General features: G+C 43.2%; 20 protein-coding genes and 1 riboswitch. Of the genes, 2 read left to right on the forward strand and 18 right to left on the reverse strand.

Features of this window, described 5'->3' with window-relative positions; all coding sequences use genetic code 11:
• Positions 1 to 48 precede the first annotated feature (48 nt).
• Both hslO and dusB read left to right on the forward strand, forming a co-directional pair.
• Positions 49 to 921, forward strand: coding sequence for an Hsp33 family molecular chaperone HslO (gene hslO / locus D8803_RS01405; RefSeq protein ID WP_125416108.1), 873 nt, complete (start codon positions 49 to 51; stop codon positions 919 to 921).
• A complete protein-coding gene (gene dusB, locus D8803_RS01410) occupies positions 908 to 1,888 on the forward strand; it encodes a tRNA dihydrouridine synthase DusB (RefSeq protein WP_185756315.1) in 981 nt (326 codons plus the stop codon). Before hslO ends, dusB begins: the two co-directional genes overlap by 14 nt.
• A gap of 65 nt (positions 1,889 to 1,953) precedes the next feature.
• On the opposite strand, the gene D8803_RS01415 is transcribed toward dusB, so the two are convergent.
• From D8803_RS01415 to D8803_RS01500, 18 genes are all read right to left on the reverse strand, one after another.
• The gene (locus D8803_RS01415) at positions 1,954 to 2,637 is read right to left on the reverse strand and encodes a hypothetical protein (protein WP_125416110.1); all 684 of its coding nucleotides are present in this window, start codon (positions 2,635 to 2,637) and stop codon (positions 1,954 to 1,956) included.
• Positions 2,638 to 2,940: 303 nt separating this feature from the next.
• Complete coding sequence (locus tag D8803_RS01420; protein ID WP_131200022.1) at positions 2,941 to 3,714, reverse strand: NUDIX domain-containing protein; 774 nt, start codon at positions 3,712 to 3,714, stop codon at positions 2,941 to 2,943.
• 1 nt (position 3,715) lies between these two features.
• Positions 3,716 to 4,495: a nicotinamide riboside transporter PnuC gene (pnuC, locus tag D8803_RS01425; RefSeq protein WP_049479311.1), complete on the reverse strand. Its 780-nt coding sequence runs from the start codon at positions 4,493 to 4,495 to the stop codon at positions 3,716 to 3,718.
• A 9-nt stretch (positions 4,496 to 4,504) separates the two neighbouring features.
• The gene (locus D8803_RS01430) at positions 4,505 to 5,563 is read right to left on the reverse strand and encodes an AAA family ATPase (RefSeq protein ID WP_131200023.1); all 1,059 of its coding nucleotides are present in this window, start codon (positions 5,561 to 5,563) and stop codon (positions 4,505 to 4,507) included.
• Between the two features lie 145 nt (positions 5,564 to 5,708).
• The gene (locus tag D8803_RS01435) at positions 5,709 to 8,141 is read right to left on the reverse strand and encodes an ATP-dependent Clp protease ATP-binding subunit (protein ID WP_125416116.1); all 2,433 of its coding nucleotides are present in this window, start codon (positions 8,139 to 8,141) and stop codon (positions 5,709 to 5,711) included.
• Between the two features lies 1 nt (position 8,142).
• Positions 8,143 to 8,601, reverse strand: coding sequence for a CtsR family transcriptional regulator (locus D8803_RS01440; RefSeq protein ID WP_001211258.1), 459 nt, complete (start codon positions 8,599 to 8,601; stop codon positions 8,143 to 8,145).
• 305 nt (positions 8,602 to 8,906) lie between these two features.
• Entirely contained in the window at positions 8,907 to 9,266 is a 360-nt protein-coding gene (locus tag D8803_RS01445; RefSeq protein ID WP_223327255.1) for a hypothetical protein, read from the reverse strand.
• 15 nt (positions 9,267 to 9,281) lie between these two features.
• Positions 9,282 to 10,010 (reverse strand): ABC transporter ATP-binding protein, encoded by a 729-nt coding sequence (locus tag D8803_RS01450; protein WP_061418690.1) that lies wholly within the window; start codon positions 10,008 to 10,010, stop codon positions 9,282 to 9,284.
• The gene (locus D8803_RS01455; RefSeq protein WP_131200024.1) at positions 10,010 to 11,017 is read right to left on the reverse strand and encodes an ABC transporter substrate-binding protein; all 1,008 of its coding nucleotides are present in this window, start codon (positions 11,015 to 11,017) and stop codon (positions 10,010 to 10,012) included. Before D8803_RS01455 ends, D8803_RS01450 begins: the two co-directional genes overlap by 1 nt.
• A gap of 34 nt (positions 11,018 to 11,051) precedes the next feature.
• On the reverse strand, positions 11,052 to 11,810 hold the full coding sequence (locus D8803_RS01460) for an ABC transporter permease (RefSeq protein ID WP_131200025.1): 759 nt from the start codon (positions 11,808 to 11,810) through the stop codon (positions 11,052 to 11,054).
• On the reverse strand, positions 11,773 to 12,063 hold the full coding sequence (locus tag D8803_RS01465) for an MTH1187 family thiamine-binding protein (protein WP_000647674.1): 291 nt from the start codon (positions 12,061 to 12,063) through the stop codon (positions 11,773 to 11,775). The genes D8803_RS01460 and D8803_RS01465 overlap by 38 nt, the downstream gene beginning before the upstream one ends.
• Before the next feature lie 70 nt (positions 12,064 to 12,133).
• Positions 12,134 to 12,236, reverse strand: a riboswitch (TPP riboswitch).
• A 103-nt stretch (positions 12,237 to 12,339) separates the two neighbouring features.
• A complete protein-coding gene (gene polA / locus D8803_RS01470; RefSeq protein WP_131200026.1) occupies positions 12,340 to 14,973 on the reverse strand; it encodes a DNA polymerase I in 2,634 nt (877 codons plus the stop codon).
• Between the two features lie 84 nt (positions 14,974 to 15,057).
• Positions 15,058 to 16,167: an SH3 domain-containing protein gene (locus D8803_RS01475; RefSeq protein ID WP_125416128.1), complete on the reverse strand. Its 1,110-nt coding sequence runs from the start codon at positions 16,165 to 16,167 to the stop codon at positions 15,058 to 15,060.
• Between the two features lie 89 nt (positions 16,168 to 16,256).
• Positions 16,257 to 16,532 carry a Veg family protein gene (locus D8803_RS01480; RefSeq protein WP_001278166.1) on the reverse strand — a complete coding sequence of 92 codons (276 nt, stop codon included), beginning with the start codon at positions 16,530 to 16,532 and terminating at the stop codon, positions 16,257 to 16,259.
• A gap of 1 nt (position 16,533) precedes the next feature.
• A complete protein-coding gene (gene dnaB / locus D8803_RS01485; RefSeq protein ID WP_084974687.1) occupies positions 16,534 to 17,886 on the reverse strand; it encodes a replicative DNA helicase in 1,353 nt (450 codons plus the stop codon).
• 43 nt (positions 17,887 to 17,929) lie between these two features.
• Positions 17,930 to 18,382 carry a 50S ribosomal protein L9 gene (gene rplI, locus D8803_RS01490; RefSeq protein ID WP_000864206.1) on the reverse strand — a complete coding sequence of 151 codons (453 nt, stop codon included), beginning with the start codon at positions 18,380 to 18,382 and terminating at the stop codon, positions 17,930 to 17,932.
• Positions 18,379 to 20,352, reverse strand: a complete 1,974-nt coding sequence (locus tag D8803_RS01495) for a DHH family phosphoesterase (protein ID WP_131200027.1) — start codon at positions 20,350 to 20,352, stop codon at positions 18,379 to 18,381. The genes rplI and D8803_RS01495 overlap by 4 nt, the downstream gene beginning before the upstream one ends.
• A 152-nt stretch (positions 20,353 to 20,504) precedes the next feature.
• Complete coding sequence (locus D8803_RS01500) at positions 20,505 to 21,683, reverse strand: acetyl-CoA C-acetyltransferase (RefSeq protein WP_131200028.1); 1,179 nt, start codon at positions 21,681 to 21,683, stop codon at positions 20,505 to 20,507.
• Positions 21,684 to 21,754: the final 71 nt, after the last annotated feature.

A 21,754-nucleotide genomic window follows, 5' to 3' on the forward strand; every position in this document is an offset into this window, starting at 1 on the left:
CAAACACAAGGCTCCCCCTTTGAGCATTTTTATGCTAAAATAGTAGCTATGGATAAAATTATTAAAACTATATCAGAAAGCGGAGCCTTTCGTGCTTTTGTCCTTGATAGCACTGAAACCGTCCGCACTGCTCAAGAAAAACATCAAACCCAAGCCAGTTCAACCGTCGCACTTGGTCGTACCCTTATCGCTAGCCAAATTCTCGCAGCCAATGAAAAAGGAAATACCAAACTAACAGTTAAAGTTCTTGGAACGAGCTCTCTCGGTGCCATCATCACAGTCGCAGATACCAAGGGAAATGTCAAAGGCTATGTGCAAAATCCTGGCGTTGACATCAAAAAGACTGCAACTGGTGAAGTCCTTGTTGGACCTTTTGTTGGAAACGGTCAATTCCTCGTTATTACAGACTACGGTACTGGAAATCCTTACAACTCCATGACTCCTCTCATCTCTGGGGAAATCGGTGAAGACTTGGCCTATTACCTGACAGAAAGTCAACAAACCCCTTCAGCAGTCGGCCTCAATGTTCTTTTGGATAAAGACGACAAGGTCAAAGTTGCCGGAGGTTTCCTTCTCCAAGTATTGCCAGGGGCCAAGGAAGAAGAGATTGCCCGCTTTGAGAAACGTATCCAAGAAATGCCAGCTATCTCGACTCTTCTGGAAAGCGATGACCATATCGAAGCCCTTCTCAAGGCTATTTATGGTGACGAATCCTACAAACGCCTATCTGAAGAAGAAATCCGTTTCCAATGCGACTGCAGCAAAGATCGCTTTTTAAACGCTCTTGCCAGCCTTCCAAACTCAGACCTTGAGGAAATGAAAGCGGAAGATCACGGAGCAGAAATCACTTGTCAATTCTGCCAAACAACTTATAACTTTGATGAAAACGACCTGGAGGAACTCATTCGTGACAAATCTTAATACACCTTTTATGATTGGCAATGTTGAGATTCCCAATCGTACTGTTTTAGCACCCATGGCTGGTGTCACCAACTCAGCCTTTCGTACCATCGCAAAAGAGCTCGGAGCTGGACTCGTTGTAATGGAAATGGTCTCTGACAAGGGAATCCAATACAACAACGAAAAAACCCTGCACATGCTTCATATCGATGAAGGAGAAAACCCGGTTTCTATCCAACTTTTTGGTAGTGATGAAGACAGCCTTGCACGCGCAGCAGAATTCATCCAAGAAAACACCAAGACCGATATCGTCGATATCAACATGGGCTGCCCAGTTAACAAAATCGTGAAAAACGAAGCTGGCGCTATGTGGCTCAAGGATCCAGACAAGATTTACTCTATTATCAATAAGGTCCAATCTGTCCTTGATATCCCCCTCACTGTCAAAATGCGTACTGGCTGGTCTGATCCATCCCTAGCCGTGGAGAATGCCCTCGCAGCTGAGGCTGCAGGTGTCTCTGCCCTCGCTATGCACGGCCGTACCCGTGAACAAATGTACACAGGTCACGCAGACCTTGAGACTCTTCACAAGGTTGCCCAAGCCCTAACCAAGATTCCATTTATCGCCAACGGTGACATCCGTACGGTCCAAGAAGCCAAACAGCGTATCGAAGAAGTCGGGGCTGACGCTGTCATGATTGGTCGCGCTGCTATGGGAAATCCCTACCTCTTCAACCAGATCAATCACTATTTTGAAACAGGAGAAATTCTCCCTGACTTGACTTTTGAAGACAAGATGAAAATTGCTTACGAACATTTGAAACGCTTGATTAACCTCAAAGGAGAAAACATAGCCGTTCGTGAATTCCGTGGACTCGCTCCTCACTACCTTCGAGGAACATCTGGTGCAGCCAAACTCCGTGGAGCCATTTCCCAAGCCAGCACTCTGGCAGAGATTGAAGCCCTCTTGCAATTAGACAAAGCATAATATACAAAAAACCGTAACTCGCTTGAGTTTACGGTTTTTTAGATCCTAGGAAAACCTAGGTACTATTATTGAATCAAGGCAACGCTCGAAACTTTACCATCCGCACCTGTTGTAATTTGGATGATTCTTCCTCCACCGATTTTAGCATTATACTTACCATCATCAAGTGTGTAAGAGTAGCCTCTGATAGAATAGTTTTCTTTCTTTCCATCTGCAGTTTCTACTGTAAATTGGCCCCCTGATGAAACCGTAATAGTTTCGCCATTCGCTCCCTTCCAGTTGCCTGCAGCTGCTGAGAAATCACCATCGACCATGGTTAAAACACCCTTGTAGCGTTTGTTGTGTTCAGCTTGCTTGTCTTGAAGTTTGCGGTCAGTTGTTGGATCATAGCCTGACTGGTTAGACTGGGCTTGAGAACCTTGCTGAGTTGAAGGTGCCTGAGATGGGGCTTGTTGATTAGGAGCTGCTTGTTCTTGTCTTGATTCAGGTGCTGGTTTCGCTTGTGACTGATCTGCCGTTGTAGAAGACTGACCAGAAGATGCCTGAGCCTTTTCAGATGAAGCTGAGCTTGAAGATTTTTGAGTCTTGCTTTCTTTGCTAGAAGAAGTTGCTTTGGAACTTGATGACTGACTTGTTTTTGCAGAGCTGCTGGTTTGAGTGGTTTCATTTTTATTTCCACAAGCTCCCAGTAGCAAGGTAGAAGCCAATACAGTCGCTGCCATCAATTTGATATAGGTTTTCTTTTTCATTTTTTGCTCCTTTGTAATATTTTTGAAATATTGAGAAATCTTTTTGTAATATAATTGTAACATTAGGCTTTAAATCTGTCAACTATTTAGAGAAACTATTTTAAAAAATTTCTCTCTACTATCTCTATTCGTAATCGAAACGAAAAAATAGAAAATTTCTTAGATTAGAGTCATTTTTTTACATCACTCTTGTGTAATTCGCTTGCATGATTTTGGATAAAGGCCTACAGTACTATCGAAATAGGATAAAAACATCTAATAATTGCAAATAAAGAGGTCGGGAAAAGTTCCCGACCTCACTTTTTATTTCAATCGATAGGTTTTTCTTGGTTTCTTTTTGGGTACTCGTTTGAGTCCGACTTCTTCTACATATTCGCCGTATTTTACGAGAAAGTTATTGCTGACGATGGGGCGACCGGGATTGATGAGATTGACTAGTTCGGTTCCTTCGTAGACAGTGAACTCCTTCTCCAGCAGATAAAGGAAAGTCGGATTCCAGTCGAGACGGCCTTGAATTCGTTTGATGGATTCTTGGATAATGGCATAATGGTCAAAGGCGAAGGCTTGCTCCTCCAGCTCGACTCCATCTAGGTAGCATTTGCCTGTCTGAAAATCGACATCTACGAAAACGACATCCTTGGCATCGTCTCCTGCCTGAACGAGGTCTAAGGCACGACTAGGTAGGTACACTAAGTGAGCAATGGTCACCGTCCAGCCCCGTGGGTCACGCCCGGGGGTCGATACCGTCATCAATTGCTCGATTTTCTCCAAAGGTAGATCGAGATTGACTTCTTCTCTCACTTCGCGCTGACAGGCATGTGCAGCATCTTCTCCCTTGTCCATAAAGCCTCCAACCAAGGCTAAACAGTTTTGATAAGGGTGAGCCTTGCGACGGATTAGCAAGAGTTTGATTTTTCCTTCGACAAAGCAGTAGGCCACCATATCCACCGTCACGCTTGGCTTTTCATATTGAGGGAGTTCCTGCTTGTAGTACCAGTCTAAAAACTCCTCCTGACTGGCATGGATTTCATAATATTCTTTTTCCGTCATCCCTTCTGGAATCTTTATGTCTGCCATCTTATGCCTCCTTTCGAACTGCCTTAGTCCATTGGTACCACCCCACTAGACTATTGAGTGTGTATACCCAGTACATCCCTTGGATGTGGATATTTTCACCCCACCAGAGATAAATACTAAAGAGATTGGTTGCAATCCAGAAAATCCATTGCTCACGGTAGAGACGTGTCATCAAGAGCTGACCAACACCATTGGTCGCATCGGTAACACTATCACGGAAAGGGCGAGCGCTATTGATACTTTGGTAAGCCAAGCCCATACCAATCCAGATAATGGCAGTCAAGGCCAAGTACTTGAGCCAGTCAAGAACAGATAATTTCTTAGCTTCAAAGTGGGATTCTTCTGGTTTTCCTTGGTCATTGATACGATTGGACAACCAAGCATAGAGACCAATCGGCTGCATGACAAAGAAGTAAACAGTCGTCAAGACTTCTCCGTAAAAAGTCGCATTCATGGCCAAGATCAAGTAGATAGCCGAGTTAATGGCCCCAAAGAGATAATTGCTTGCACGCCCTTCTGCTACCAAGATAACACAGACAATCCCAGTCCAGGATGCAAATAAGCTCAGCCAGTCATGACTTTCTGTATTTTGCGTGAATTCCAAGATTAAGGGAACACTTGACAGGGCAATGAGATACAACCACTGGAAAAGGCTACGGCCGACAAAGAGATCTTTCCATAGCAAGCGCATGATTCCTGCAAAACCAATCTTACGGGCTTCCGCATGGACATTTTTAAAGTTTTCGATAAATTGTGTGATTTTTTCAGTTAGCTTTTTCATAATTTTCTCCTAATCTGCTTGGTAAATGGCATCGATAGCCACTTTTGCTGCTTCATAATTCCCTAGATAATCCTCTGCTAGATAAACTAAAGGAATGGTCGTTAAGTATCTCTCCCTCATCTGATCCAAATGCTGGGAAAAACTGTAGCGAATATGGTCTTCCGCCATGGTCATATCTCTAAACCCGTCATTGACATAGGAGCCAACAGGTTGCACAAAGAGAATCAAGTCCCATTTTTCCTTGGCCAAGATAGAGGCAAAGAGATTGTCAAAGGTTTCTCCTGATAAGTCCCCTTGGTCCTCAGTCTCCATGTAATAGTCATAGTAACCCTTGGTTACCAAGGAGTTGGTATCAGCTATCACTAGGCCTCGATTGGCATTGCTATCGATTAACTTGGAGGTCTGGTCATACTGTCCCAACAGGAGATAATAATAATCCTTTGGAGTCAATTCATCGTCGCGGACATTGTTTTTGATCTGGTACTCACGCGCGTATTCCAGACTAACGGGCGCATCGTAATACCTAGCCAAATCCTTTGCTAAAGTAGTCTTCCCATTACTGGCACTTCCCATAATCAAGACTTTCTTTGTAAACTGACGTCGGAAGGGTTGAGCGATGTATTTCCAATATTTGCTTGGATTTTCTCGAATCATAGTCGCTGAGATACCAAACTTTCTTTCTTGCAAGACAGTGCCAAATCCACGTTTAGATAGCTCTTGCTGGTATTCTTCTTCTCCCACAAAGAAAGTCAAATCTTGCTGGGTTTCATCATAGGAAATCTCCGCTAACATCTGGTCCAACCACTCCTGCCAGCCCATAGGGTAACGGGGAAGGTTGCTCTCATCCAGCTTGCAGACAGAGGTCAACTCGTCATCACGAAAAGCCTCTCGGATATAGCGAAATCGTTTTTGAAGACTTAAACCTACCTGCTCCCCTCGGTCTCCCTCATAGCCTGAAACGACTATCCAGACCTGATCACACTGGCGCTTTGCTCTCTGGATCAGATCGATATGCCCTTGATGAAGCGGAGCAAAGGTTCCAAACACCACTGCTGTTTTCTTTTTCATAAACGTTTTACCTTTTTATAGTTTTTGATATTTTTGTTTTCTATGTTTTTATTATATACTATATTTTTGTTTTGTCAATAGTTTTTTATCATTTTTTATAAAAAAGTAGCAAAAAAGAATCAGGATTGCTCCTGACTCTCCATTTTTAAGCAATATCAAATTTTAACTGACCTGCTTTGACACCAATCTTGAGGGTCTTGCCTGTTACCAGTTCTCCCTTAAGGAGGAGTTCTGCCAACTTGTCCTCCACTTCTGTTTGCAGGGTTCTGCGAAGTGGGCGAGCTCCCATTTCTGGATCATAACCTTGGCTTGCCAGCAACTTCAACGCTGAAGCTTGCAGTTTCAAGTCGATGCCTTTCTCTGCCAGGCTAGCAATCAATGGTTTAACCATAATCTTAACGATTTCCTGCATGTGTTCGCTATCCAAGCTATGGAAGACCACCTTTTCATCAATACGGTTGATAAACTCTGGTCGATAAGTTTTTTTCAACTCTTCAAAGATTCGTTTTTCCATATTTTCTTGGTCAAAACGAATGTCTTTCGCGCCAAATCCGACAGTCTTGTCGTCACGAAGGGCTGTCGCACCAAGGTTTGACGTCATGATGATAATGGTATTTGAAAAGTCCACCTTGCGCCCCTTGCTATCTGTCAAGACACCGTCGTCCAAGACTTGCAAGAGGACATTGAAGATATCTGGATGGGCCTTCTCTACCTCGTCAAAGAGGAGAACGGAATATGGTTTGTTGCGAACCTTCTCGGTCAACTCCCCCCCTTCTTCGTAGCCCACATAGCCCGGAGGAGCTCCATTGAGACGGCTAGCTGCAAATTTCTCCATATATTCACTCATATCAAAGCGGATAAGGGCTGATTCGTCATCAAAGAGAACTTCTGCCAGAGCCTTAGCCAGTTCGGTCTTACCGACACCCGTTGGTCCTAGGAACATAAAGGAACCAATCGGACGCTTATGACTACGAATTCCTGACTGATTGCGGCGAATCGCACGGCTAATACTTGAAACAGCTTGATCTTGGCCGATGACACGTTTGTGTAGTTCAGCTTCCAAGTTCAGGTATTTCTTAGCATCTGTTTGTGTCAGTTTTTGGACTGGGATACCTGACAAGCGACTCAAGGTAGTCAAGATATCAGATTCTGTCACTAAGTCTTTATAGACAGGCACTTCTTGTTCTTTTGCGATTAGCTGGGCCGCTTGTTTCCACTTGCCATCCATCAAGGCCTTGTCAGCTGGACTCAAGCCGGATTCGTCTGCTTTCACATGCTTGGATTTGTTTTGCACTGTTGCTGCCGCTTCATCCAATAGGTCGATGGCAGAGTCTGGCAAGTGACGACTGGTCAAGTAACGATGTGCCATCTTGACAGCTGTTTCGACAGCTTCATCTGTGATTTGCACACGGTGGTGTTTCTCATAGGTGGCCTTCAAACCTTGCAAAATGGTCATGCTGTCAGCTAGACTTGGCTCTTCAATCGTCACTTTGGCAAAACGACGAGAAAGGGCAGCATCTTTTTCGATGTGTTTTTGATATTCTTCCTGAGTGGTGGCCCCAACTGTTCTCAAAGTTCCGCGAGCTAAGGCTGGTTTCAAAATATTGGCAGCATCCAGAGTCGAATCAATACCGCTTCCAGAACCCATAATGGTGTGGAGTTCATCGATAAAGAGGATCACTTTGCCATCTTCCTCGATATCCTTGATGATATTGTTCATGCGCTCTTCAAAATCCCCACGGAAACGTGTTCCCGCAACGACATTCATCAAATCAAGCTCTAGAACACGCATCTTTGCCATTTCCGCAGGCACATTCCCACTAGCAATACGCTGGGCAAGTCCAAGTGCTAAAGCTGTTTTTCCGACACCAGCATCTCCTACCAAGACCGGATTGTTTTTGGTCTTTCGACTCAAAATCTGAATCATACGTGAGATTTCCTTGTCACGACCAATAACTGGCTCTAACTTGCCAGAGCGCGCTTGCTCTGTCAAATCATGCGTGTAGTCCTCTAGACCGCCACTTGGATTCTGAGGCATGCCCATCATATTAGCCATAGAATTTTGCTTGTCTGCTACCGTGCGATGGCGTTGACGTAAAGCCTTAAGATCTTCTCTTGTCCAACCTGCACGTTCCTCTAAATTGCGACGAAGAGCAGCAATTCTGACCTGATCTTTCTGGTCTTCATAAGAGAAGCCTGCTCTCTCCAAGATGCGAGTTGCCAAGGCATTACCATCATGCAAAATCGCATAGAGGACATGCTCTGTCCCTAGCACCTTAGCATGGACCACTGAAGCCACATACTCTGCTTCTGCAAAGAGAACCTCCAAACGATGGGAAAAGGGCAATTCCGTAAAGGTTTCGTCCTGGCTATAATCCGTTTCAGTCAGTTCCAACGCAACCTCTTCTAAACGGTCCATCTCATATGGATAATCATTTAAAGTCGCACCTGCCACACTGTAACTGTGATTGGACATGGCAATCAATAAATGCCAAGACTCCAGGTAACGAGCTCCAAAATGGCTTGCAACCATGTAGGCACTTTCGATACATTCATTCAATGCTTTTGAATAGTTCATCTTACTTCTCTTTTCTATCTACCTCTTGTAATAGCTGTCGGAGCATATTGGCACGGACAACTGAGGATTCTTCCCCTAGGACACGATCCGTTGCTACTGAAGTCAGCAAGGTCATCTCCTGCTTGGTCATCAAGTCCTGCTCCACCAAAAGCTGGAGAATATCCTCGTAAATCTCCTGACTAACTCGCTCACCAATCGAGTAAAGCAAATCGCGGAGCATCTCATGATGATTGGAAAACTCAATCCGGCCTATGCGAATGTAGCCTCCACCACCACGCTTGCTCTCAACCAAGTAACCTCTGCTTTCAGTAAAACGTGTCTTGATGACATAGTTGATCTGACTCGGCACAACCTGAAAGGTATCTGCCAACTGGCTCCGCTGCAATTCCACGATACCAGATTGGTCTAAAATCGCCTTGATATAGGCTTCGATATGATCTGATGTATTTTTAAATCTCATAGTAAATCAAACTCCTTCTTTGAACCTTGACTATCTTTGACTATACTATCATTTAACACTCTATAAGTCAAATTTTTAGAGCTCAGCCCTTGAAAATACTGACTTTCTTTAAAAATATTTAGGCATTAAATCGCCTTAGTTTTTCTTGAAAGTTCCTAAAAAAGTCCACAAAAAAGAGCCCTAAAAAGGGCGTAATATTGACGAGTTCCGCAGGCAAGAATCTAGCACGGTCAAACGTGCTTTTTACTATGTCTCCATTTTCCTTAGTAAAGGAAACCTATTCCACCAACAACTCTAATTTTCTCTTAACTTTTAAAATTGTCTCCCAACTCATTCTGTTTTTCTTTTAGTATTTTCTGTTCCTCTTTAATTTCTTCTCGATATTTATCTACAGATTTTTCAAAAATTAAATAACCTATAAATAATAATGTCGGAGTTAAAACTGTTCCCACTACGTTTTCAAATCTTTTTTCATCTAATCCTAATGACTTTGCAATATCAGGACTAAAGTAAATTATAAATCCTGATACTATAGCAATTGCAATAAATGCAAAGGAGACAACTGATGTTCCATTTTCTCTCCGTAATTTCTTCAGTCTGCTTAACATGTCATACACTCTTTCTATTGCTTTACAAAAAGGACGCTGATAAAGAATAAACTTCACCAACTCTCTATTTTTCTAAGTATTTAATCCCAATTCCGCCAAGATTTGACGCTTATAGGCAATCTTTTGGACTTCCTTGTCCTCACCTTCAGACCAATCTAGTTTAATTTCTGAAACAATCTGCCCGGGGCGGTTTTTCAAGATATAGATGCGATCGCTGAGATTGAGGGCCTCCTCGATACTATGTGTGATAATCAAGGTCGTCAGCTGTAGCTGTTTGTGAATCTCCAGATACCAAGCGTGGAGTTCCATCTTGGTCATCTCATCCAAGGCACTAAAGGCCTCATCCAAGAGAAAGAGCTTGTGTCCAAAAAGATAGGTCCGGAGCAAGGCTACACGCTGGCGCATCCCACCACTGAGTTCATGGGGATACTTATCTCGTATAGCTGTCAGCTGGAAGGTCGCAAGGATTTCATCCGCTCGGGCAATAGCCTCTGACTTATCCACCTTTTGAATCAAGAGAGGCAGGATGATATTGCCAAGCACCGTCTTGTGCTCCAAGAGGAGATCCTTTTGCAACATATAACTCACGCGCCCCTTAGGATTTTCCTCGCCATCAAGGATAATTCGCCCAGACTGGACTTCTAAAATCCCAGCGATTAGGTTAAAGAGGGTGGTCTTTCCAACACCACTTGGACCTAGGATAGAAACCACTTCACCCGAAGTCACCTGCAGGTTGATATCTTCTAAAATCTTTTCATCGCCATAGGCATAGCTTACGTGTTCTAGTCTAATTTCTGTCATTATTTTACAAATTCGTTAGTGAAGCCCTTGTCAGTCAAATCTTCTTTAAGGATACCATGTTCTTTATCCCATTTGTAGAAGGCATTCCAGCGGTCAGCGTCAAATTGTCCCCATTTTTCCTTGTCGCTTGCATATTCTTTTGACAAGTATTTTTGAGATTCGATGACAAAGTCACGTTTTTCTTTGAGCTCAGGTGCATTCTTGATGAGAATATCGGCTGCTTCCTCTGGATGCTCCATAGCATATTGATAGCCTTTTTTGATGGCTTGGATGATTTTACGAGCTTCTTCTTTATTGTCTTTCAAATAGTCGTTGTTTGCGATGATAACGGGTGAGTAGTAGTCAAACTCCTTGACATAGTCTTTTAAGTACATGAAGTTAGCATCTACGCCTTGAGATTTGGCAAGGATACCATCCCAACCGTAGTAGATCCAAGCAGTGTCAAAGACGCCATTGGCAATCGGTGTGATGGAGTTTGAGTCGTTGTTTGGTACTTTTTCAACCTTTTCAAAATCTCCACCTTGTGATTCTACCAATGTTTTCAACATAGCAAGCTCAGTGGGGTCATTCCAAGTACCGTATTTCTTGCCAACCAAGTCTTTTGGACTGGTGACATTGTCAGATTTACGTGAGATGATCCCTGATGTATTGTGCTCTACGATAGCGGCAACGGCAGTGATTCCTGCCCCTTTTTCCAATTTCTTAGCCATGTAGTCTTGGAAATACACTGCAAATGGTGCCTTACCATTGATAACCAAGTCAGAAGAGCTTTCTTCTGGTGGCAATTTCAAATCAACATCCACTCCAGCTTCTTTGAAATAGCCTTTTTCCTTGGCTACATAAAGCCCTGTGTGGTTGGTATTTGGCGTCCAGTCTAGAATAAAGTCAATCTTCTTGAGTTCTGCTTCTTTGTTATCCTTAGAAGCAGTTTCTTGGCCACAAGCCACAAGTACGACAGCTACAAAAGCCGTTACAAGCGTTAAAAACACTTTCCATGTTTTTTTCATTTTGATTTCCTCTTTTCTTTTTCTCAAACGTCTTCTATGGACGTTTCCATTTAATCACATATTTTTCACTAATATCGACCAGCTTCATTCCTAGAAGGCTGATGAGTGACACCAGAATAATAATGGCAAACATAGTATCATACTGAAACAGTTTCTTGGACTGAATCATGTAAACACCTAGTCCTTCAAAGCCTCCCAACCACTCAGACACTACTGTTGTGATAAAGGCGTAGGAGACACTAACCCTCAGACCTGCATAAAAGTAGGGCAGACTAACCGGGATTTTAAAATGCCAAAGAATTTGCCAAGGATTTGCACGCATCAGACTAAACAGGGTCAGCATATCCTTGTCACAATGCCTAAATCCATCCAAAATACTAACGATGATAGGAAAGGTTGTTGTCAGGATTATCAAGACAATCTTGGGCAAAATTCCATAGCCTAGCCACAAGACCAAGATAGGAGCTATAGCAATGGTAGGAATGGTCTGAACAACCACCATCATAGGGTAAATCAAGTCATTGAGCCAAGCCAGACTGTCCATAAGCACCGCCATGAGACAGGCAATCAAGACTCCTAAGACTAGTCCCAGTAAAGCCACTCTCAAGGTCGCCCAGCTATGGTGCCAGAGAAATTCTCTGTCACGAACAAAGGCCTGGAGAATTTCAAAGGGAGTTGGTAGGATAAACTTGGGTAAAAGTTTGAATATTCCCGCTAACTGCCAGACCGACAAGACTCCTATAAAGCCCAAAAGACTAATGTGTCGTCTCATCATACTTTTCAAGTTTCTCATCGATGCTTAAAATCTCTCCTACATTTATTTTGACATTGGCAAAGACATTATCTGCCTCCTGCCCTGCCACTTCTAGCGCTTCTTTGAGAATGCGCATGAGCTCATCAAACTCTCCTTCCAAGACCGTTTCAAAGGGTGTCACCACCATGGTCACGGACTGAGCTTGCAGATAAGCAATAACCTGATCGATAATAGCAATCCGGTCAATCCCCTGTGATAGGGGCAAGACTTGCAAGGCAATGCTTGCTTTCATAAAAACCTCCTCTTCTCAGGCTTCCTTTTGACAAAAAGAAAACCCCTTCCATATACGGAAAAGGTGCAGAATTCGGCTAAGTATCCTTCCCTACGCTGGCATTACCCAGATCAGGTGCGGTCGAAGTTTAACACTTCCTCTCAGACTGTACACAGACTCCCGTATCTTATATGGACATATGATAACGCAAAAAAAAGGATAAGTCAAGGAAACTGCTTACAGAAAATCATGAAAAAGAGTTTGAAGGCAAGTACTTCAAACTCTATCATATCTTTCTTATTTAGCCTCGTACCAAGTTGCTCCTTCATTTTCATCTGCAATGAGAGGAACACTGAGCTGGATGGCTTCTTCCATGGTTTGTTTCACCAGTACTTTGACGGCTGCTAATTCTGCCTTTGGAACTTCAAGAACGATTTCATCGTGCACTTGCAACAGCATCTTGGTCTGATAGCCACCTTCAACTAGAGCTTTGTCTAGCTGGATCATAGCAATCTTGAGAATATCTGCTGCTGAACCCTGGATAGGAGAGTTGATGGCAGTCCGCTCTGCAAAACCACGAATGTTGAAGTTGCGCGAATTGATATCTGGCAACTCACGACGACGCTTGAAGAGGGTCTCTACATAGCCCTTATCACGCGCCTCACGCACCACCTCATCCATGTAGTTTTTAATACCTGGGAAACGTTCAAAGTAAGTGTCAATGTAGGCTTTTGCTTCCTTACGGCTGATGCCCAGATTATTAGACAAACCAAAATCTGAAATCCCATAAACCACTCCGAAGTTAACCGCCTTGGCATTACGACGGTCATTTGGAGTCACATCTTCAGGACATTCAATTCCAAAGACCCGCATGGCTGTCGAGGTATGGATATCTGCTCCCTCTTGGAAAGCCTTAATCAAGTGCTCATCTTTAGAAATATGGGCCAAAACGCGCAACTCAATCTGTGAATAGTCCGAGCTGAGCAGCACACTATCCTCCCACTCAGGTACAAAAGCCTTACGAATGAGACGGCCTTGTTCCAAACGAACAGGGATATTTTGCAAGTTTGGATCTACACTAGACAAACGCCCAGTCTGAGTCAAATCCTGCACATAGCGCGTATGAATTTTGCCATCAGCCAAAATCCAGTCCTGCAAACCAATCACATAGGTGGATTGGATCTTAGCAATCTGACGGTAGTCTAGAATTTTTTTAACAATCGGTGCAATAGGAGCTAGGCGCTCCAACACATCCACGGCCGTCGAGTAACCTGTCTTGGTTTTCTTAGTGTATTCTAGAGGAAGACCGAGCTTTTCAAAGAGAAGCACGCCCAACTGCTTAGGCGAGTTGATATTAAACTCCTCACCAGCTAGTTCATAAATCTCTTGAGTGAGCTGCTCAATGACGACCTCATTTTCAACCTGCATCTCAAGCAAGGTTTCTTTTTTGACCTTGATCCCAGCAATTTCCATCTTAGCAAGGACAAAAGCCAGAGGTTGCTCCATGTCATAAAGGAGATCTAACTGTCCATGTTCACTGAGTTTTTCAAGTAAAACCGGCTCGGTCTCAACCAAAACAGCAACCTTGCGAGCCAGGTGTTCCAAGAATTTCTCTCTCTCAGGGATAGCTTTCTTGACCCCCTTACCATAGAAAGTCTCATCATCGACCAAGTATGTTTGACCGTAGAGACTAGCAATTGTTGAGATTTCATTGTTCTCGACTGTTGAGAGTAAGTATTTTGCCAAGCGACTGTCAAAAGCAGGTGCCTGCAGGTTCAAACCAAAACGATTTAAAAGAACCTTCGCTTTCTTAAAGTCATACACTTTCAGAGGTGTTTTTTCTAGAAAATCCTTGAAAATCGGCTCCTGCAAGAGCTCAAGTTTGTCTGTGGCGTAAAGTTTATCCCCACAGGACCAGGCAAAACCAACCAAATCATCCGTATGGTAATTCTCACCAAAGAGCTCAAAGTGGAAGATAGAGTCGTCACTCAGCATGTCTTGACTGACGTGGTCAACGATAGTGAAATCCAAACTTTCAGGCGCATCCGTTGATGACACATTTAAAGCTTGTTTGAGCTGTTTGAAGCCCATCTCATCGTAGAATTTCCCGAGATTTTCCACATCTGGACCACTATAGACCAAATCATCAAGGCCAATCTCAATCGGTGCTTGAGTCTCAATGGTCGCCAAGGTTTTAGACAAGAAGGCTTGTTCCTTATCGTTGATGAGATTTTCCTTCATCTTAGATGCCTTCATCCCATCGATATTTTCATAAATTCCCTCAAGCGAACCGTGTTCTAACAAGAGCTTGATACCCGTCTTTTCACCAATCTTAGTAACACCAGGGATATTATCAGACTTATCCCCCATAAGAGCCTTAAGATCAATAAACTGAGCTGGGGTAATGCCCATCTTTTCCATAAGGTAATCTGGTGTAAAGGCCTCAAACTCAGCCACACCTTTCTTGGAAATCTCGACCACCGTATGCTCGTCCGTCAACTGGATCAAATCCTTATCTCCGCTAACGATTGTCACATCAAAAAAATCCTTCTCAGCCAAACGACCTAAGGTCCCGATGATATCATCCGCTTCATACTGGGGCAACTCATAATGGCGAATCCCAAGGTGGTCTAACAACTCACGAATGAAGGGAAATTGCTCACGAAACTCATCTGGAGTTTTAGCACGGCCACCCTTGTAGTCTGCATACATCTCTGTTCGAAAAGTCGTCTTACCTGCATCAAAGGCTACCAAAACATGGCTAGGTTCAACTCGCTCCAAGACATGATTCAACATGAGTTGAAAGCCGTAGATTGCATTGGTATGAAGACCATTAGCATTTTTAAACCGATCCAGCTGCTGATAGAGCGCAAAAAAAGCCCGAAAAGCAACAGAAGATCCATCAATTAATAATAATTTTTTCTTGTCCATACACCCATTATAAAGGAAAGAGGGGAAAAATACCATCGGAAAGAATAGGCAAATGGTAGTGAAGTCCTCTTTTTTATATTCTTTCTAGATCCTAGCTCCGTTACTATCCACTCGATAGCCATCCACAGTGGTATTCACTGCTAAAGCCCCTGAAGCATTGACGTAGTAATACTTTCCTCCTACTTGGAACCACTGGCTAGACTTCATAGCCCCTGAACTCTCCAAATAATACCACGTTCCATTTTCCTTGAGCCAGCCTGTCTGCATCTCCCCTGATGCCTTTAGATAGTACCAATGCGAACTATCTTTTATCCAACCTGTTGACATGGTCCCATTGTCTTTGAAGTGATACCAACTGCCATTTATTTTCTTCCAACCAGTTGCGAGTTTCCCGTTCTCACGGTAATTCCAAATACCGTTTTGCTTCTTCCAACCATTCTCCACCGATTCTGTTTCCATATACTGGACGTATCTCCTCATTCCACTATAGGATAGGTAGCTGAGCCACTTATAACCGTCCTTTTCTACGATTTGATCGTAGCTAACATTTTCACCAGGATAGTAGTAGTCGATAACTTGCGCTGTACTTGACGGCTGGTTTCGAATGGCAGACTTTTGAGTAAACGTATGAGTCCCACTAGACGCCAACCCTGATCTGATAGGATTTCCAGTTCTACCACCATTCCCTACCAAGTCCTTAAAATGGATAAAGCCTGTCATAGAGCTAGCTTTTACGCTGCGACGATTGTATTTCTCCCTAACTCCATAGTTATACTCTTCGATCTCAATCGTATCCCCTAATACATTTGATACCCAGGCCACATGGCCGTAGTAACCTTCTGTCGACCAAGCGATAGAGCCAATTTCTGGCTTGCTATCAACACGGTAGCCTTCTCGCCTTGCGCGGTGCCCCCATTCATTTGCATTTCCATAAGCAGGCGGGATCTCAAAGCCATTCACACTACTCAAACGAAAGGCCGCAAAAGATGTACATTGGCGAGAATACATCCGCCACTGGTCAATTTCCATACTACCATTTTTATAGTGAAGCGGATAGTCATCTCCACGCGCTACACTGTCAGCCTGAACCGATTCACCACTAAACAAAAGGGTACTCGTAACGAACAAAGTAGCCAGCCCTACACCCAACTGAGTATATCTACTCTTCTTAACTCCTGATTTTAAAAACGTCATTCATTCTCCTTTACAAAGTTTTCTACGAGGTTACCCTCCTTTATATTATTCGGGAGAAAAAGAAAAAAGTGAGCAAAACTCACTTGATTTTAGGATTCTTGGTCTAGATAGCGAATCAAATTCTTTTCTGTCAAGATATCTGAGTAGGTGAAGGATTCAACATAAACATTAGCTTGTTTGTCTCCCTCAACATCCCCAAATTCAACGATAAATAGGGATGGATAAACCTCAATTAGCTTACCCAATCTATTTTTTTGGCGCTTACGGCCATTCTCCAAAGTCATTTCAACGACTTGTCCCTCATGTGCCTTGATTTCTTCTTTGATTTTTTTCATCTTGGCTACATCTGTAAATGCATCTGACATCTTATGCCTCCCTCTTTGAGATACTTGAAAATTTATTGTATTCTTTTTGGAAAATCAATTCCACCGTTCCACGAGCTCCACTACGGTTTTTCTCGATGATAACCTCTACCTTGTTATTTGGAATTCCTTCCTCTTCTTCACCCGCACGATCGTAGTAGTCGTCACGGTATAGAAAGGCTACGATATCCGCATCCTGCTCAATAGAACCCGATTCACGAATATCAGACAAGACTGGTCTCTTATCCTGACGCTGTTCCACTCCACGAGATAACTGACTGAGAGCAATGACTGGAACTTTCAATTCCTTAGCTAGAATTTTCAACTGACGAGAAATTTCAGAAACTTCTTGTTGGCGGTTTTCACGACCAGTCCCTGTGATAAGCTGTAGGTAGTCGATCAAAATCAAGCCTAGATTGCCTGTTTCTTGAGCCAGTTTGCGTGAGCGCGAACGAATTTCCGTAATCCGAATCCCTGGTGTATCATCGATATAGATACTCGCGTTGGCCAGATTCCCTTGGGCAATGGTATACTTTTGCCATTCCTCATCAGTCAATTGACCCGTACGGATAGAATGGGACTCCACCAAGCCTTCGGCCGCCAACATACGATCTACTAGACTTTCCGCACCCATTTCCAGTGAAAAGATAGCTACAGTCTTGTCCAACTTAGTCCCGATGTTCTGAGCAATGTTCAAGGCAAAGGCTGTTTTACCGACCGCAGGACGAGCTGCGATAATAATCAGTTCCTCCTCATGGAGACCTGTCGTCATATGATCCAAATCACGGTAGCCCGTTGCAATACCAGTGATATCCGTTGTTTGTTGTGACCGAACTTCTAGGTTCCCAAAGTTGATATTTAGAATATCACGGATGTTCTTGAAACCACTACGATTGGCATTTTCGCTAACATCAATGAGTCCCTTTTCAGCTTGAGCAATAATTTCATCTACAGGCTTAGAAGCCTCATAGGCTTGGTTGACAGAGTCTGTCAACTTGGAAATCAAGCGACGTAGCATAGCCTTTTCTGCAACGATTTTAGCATAATACTCCGCATTAGCTGAAGTTGGTACAGAATTGACAATTTCGACAAGGTAAGACAAGCCACCAATATTTTGGAGATCCCCTTGGTTATCCAAAATCGTCCGAACCGTTGTCGCATCAATCGCCTCTCCACGATCCGACAAGTCTACCATCGCTTGGAAAATCAACCGATGGGCATACTTAAAGAAGTCTCGAGAATCAATGTATTCTCGGACAAAAACGAGCTTGCTCTCATCTATAAAAATAGCCCCCAAAACAGATTGTTCGGCCAAAATATCCTGAGGTTGAACTCGCAGTTCCTCTACTTCTGCCATCCGACTTTCCTTCCTTTTACAATCTTGTAAAGAAGTTGTAAACTTACCCTTCTTTTACACGAAGATTGATGACACTTGTAACATCTTGGTAGATTTTCACTGGTACATCAATCAAACCTACTGCTCGAATTGGTGCCTTTACTTGAATATGACGCTTGTCAATATTGATACCAAACTGCTTTTGCAATTCTTCTGCAATCTTCTTATTGGTGATTGAGCCAAAGGTACGGCCATCTGGTCCAACCTTTTCAACAAACTCTACAACAGTTTCTTCTGCTTCAAGCTTGGCTTTGATTGCTCTTGCCTCTGCTAACATCTCTGCATGAGCCTTTTCCTCTGATTTTTGTTTTCCACGCAATTCACCGATTGCCTGAGCAGTCGCTTCCTTAGCCAAATTCTTTTTAATCAGGAAGTTTTGAGCGTAGCCAGTTGGCACTTCCTTGATTTCGCCTTTTTTCCCTTTTCCTTTGACATCTGCTAAAAAGATTACTTTCATTCTTCTTTCTCCTTTTCCTTTAGTTCATCTAAGACAAGTTGAGTCAATTTTTCTCCTACTTCTGACAGACTCATATTCTCGATTTGCGCAGCAGCTAGATTAAAGTGACCACCACCACCCAACTCTTCCATAATGCGTTGGACATTGATTTTACTGCGGCTTCGAGCTGAGATAGAGATAAATCCTTGTGTATTTTTTGCTAGAACGAAACTAGCCTCAATACCAGACATAGCCAACATAGCATCGGCAGCCTTACTGATGACAACCGTATCATAAGTAGTTGAGTCCTTAGCTTGGGCAATCAAGACATCTGCACCCAACTTACGACCTTGTAAAATGAGTTCATTTACCTCACGGTACTCTTCAAAATCTGTCGCAGCAATCTCCTGGATTGCGATACTGTCACTTCCCCGTGTTCTCAGATAGCTAGCCACATCAAAGGTTCGACTCGTCACGCGAGATGTGAAATTCTTGGTATCCAGCATCATACCAGCCATCAAAACACTGGCCTGCATACGACTCAAACGATTTTTCTTAGAATTTTGGAACTGAATCAATTCTGTGACCAACTCACTCGCACTACTTGCTCCACTTTCGATATAGGTGATTACTGCATTCTCTGGAAAATCCTGATCACGTCGATGGTGGTCAATGACAATGGTTTGAGTGAACAGTTCGTAAAAATCTTTCGACAAGGTCAAAGCCGTCTTGGAATGATCCACTAAAATCAACAAAGAGCGCTTGGTGACCAATCTCATCGCATCAGCCAGAGGCAAGAGCTTAGTGACACCCTCTTTTTCCAAGAATTTGACGGCACGCTCGATATCTGGTGACATTTGATCTGCATCGTAGACCGCATAGCTATTTTCAGTGATATTGCTCGCAAACAACTGCATGCCAACCGCAGACCCCAAGGCATCCATATCCAGATTCTTATGACCAACTACAAATACCTGATCCACACTGCGAATCTTATCTGAAATAGCTGTCATCATCGCTCTCGTACGTGTTCTTGTTCTCTTAACAGAGGCTGCGGAACCACCACCAAAGTAGACTGGGTTCTTGGTTTCATCATTTTCCTTGACAACCACCTGGTCCCCACCACGAACCTCAGCTAAGTTCAAGTTTCTTAAAGCAACTTTCCCTATCTCATCGTGATTTCCATCACCATAAGAAAAGCCCATGCTCAAGGTCAATGGCAGCTGTCTCTGTTTTGCCTCCTCACGAAAGGCATCAATCACAGAGAATTTATCATTCATCAAGCCCTCGAGAACTGTGTAATCAGTAAATAGATAAAATCGATCCATCCCCACACGCCGAGAAAACATAGCGTATTGACCAGCAAACTCTGAAACAAAATTTGCCACAAAACTATTGATATGACTGATATCCGATTCGGAGGTTGCATCCTCTAAATCATCGTAGTTGTCTACCGAGATGACCCCAATCACTGGTCGACTGGTTACCAATTCGACAGTTGCTTCGTATTCCCCTGAAACGTCAAAGAAATACAGGACACCTGAAGCCTTGTCCAGATGAACGGCATAGCGTGTTTCCCCTAAGGTAGCATACGAACCAGGATTCCCAACAGAAGCTTTGATAATGGTTTGAATCAAGTCAACATCAATTTCGCCTTCTTCAGTCGTCAAAATCAACTCAGCATAAGGATTAAACCATTCGACTTCGCCACTAGATAAGTCTAATTTCAGAACACCAACTGGCATTTGATCGAGCAACGTATTCAAGCTATCTTCCGCTTGATGGTTTACGTATTGGATTTGTTCAATTTCGCTCTTTTCATACTGTTTTTTTTGCCAGATGAATAAAAGCAGATAAAGAAGTACAAATAAAAACAAGGCACTGATTGTTACAACATTATTTTGTGAAAAAATAATCAGCATTGTTAAGGTTCCGAAAGTTGCAATCCCTAGTAGAACCGCAGAAATCGGGGTTAAATTATTTTTTTTCATTCTAAACCTCTTGCGCATTATTATATCACAAATGCCCTTAAAAAGCGACCTTTAAAAAGTGGTAAGCCTCCTTTTCCTTATTGATTTTTTTATGGTTTTAATGCAAAAAGGAGAATAAGCTCATTATCCTCCTGCACTAAGATTACTACCATCTAACGTTCAACGATGAGGGCTGTTCCCATCCCTCCCCCGATACAGAGAGTTGCTAAACCAGTTTTGGCATCACGTTTCATCATCTCATGTACCAGAGTCACTAGGATACGGCAGCCTGAAGCTCCAATTGGGTGACCAAGAGCAATGGCGCCACCATTGACATTGACAATATCTGTGTTAAAGCCAAGTGTTTTCCCAACCGCACAAGCCTGAGTAGCAAAGGCTTCATTTGACTCAATCAAGTCAAGATCATCAACTGTCAAATTGCCTTTTTCAAGAGCTTTGCGAGTCGCATAAATCGGTCCACATCCCATCATCCTAGGATCCAAACCTACACTTGCATACGAACGAATGCGAGCAATCACTGGAAGTCCTAATTCTTCAGCTTTTTCAGCACTCATGACCAAGACAGCTGCTGCCCCGTCATTGATACCTGAAGCATTTCCCGCCGTAACAGAACCGTCTTTTTTGAAAACAGGACCTAGCTTAGACAAACTCTCCAAGCTAGCATCTTTTCTAGGAAATTCATCTGTATCAAAGACGATAGGATCGCCTTTGCGTTGAGGAATAACCACCGGAACAATCTCTTCTTTAAAGCGGCCAGATTCTATAGCCGCAACTGCTCGTTTTTGTGATTCTAAAGCAAGAGCGTCTTGTTCTTCTCGACTGATACCATATTCTTCAGCCACATTCTCAGCTGTGATCCCCATATGGTATTCGTTAAAAGCATCAGACAAACCGTCCTTAATCATGGTATCTACCACTTTCGAATCGCCCATACGGCCACCCCAACGGAAACTTGGCAAAACGTATGGCGCCTGACTCATGTTTTCTGCACCACCAGCCACGACAATATCTGCATCGCCGCACTGAATCGCTTGAGCAGCTAACTGAACTGCCTTCAACCCAGAACCACAAACCTTATTAATGGTAAAGGCTGGTGTAGATTCCGGAAGCCCCGCATGAATGCTCATTTGGCGAGCCACATTTTGCCCTAAACCAGCGCCAAGGACATTCCCCATAATCACTTCGTCTACTTGCTCTGGTTTAATATTCGCTTTTTCCAAAGAACTCTTAATGACCAAAGATCCCAAATCAACAGCAGAAACATTCTTCAAGCTTCCTCCAAAGGAGCCTATAGGAGTCCGCACTGCTGAAACAATCACTACGTCTTTCATAACTACCTCCATTTATACCTTGTATAATGATGCAATACAAAAGTGGTTTACAATTGTGTAAACCACTTTTA

It is taken from the genome of Streptococcus oralis (genome assembly GCF_003943385.1).
Classification (GTDB): Bacteria; Bacillota; Bacilli; order Lactobacillales; family Streptococcaceae; genus Streptococcus; species Streptococcus oralis_CA.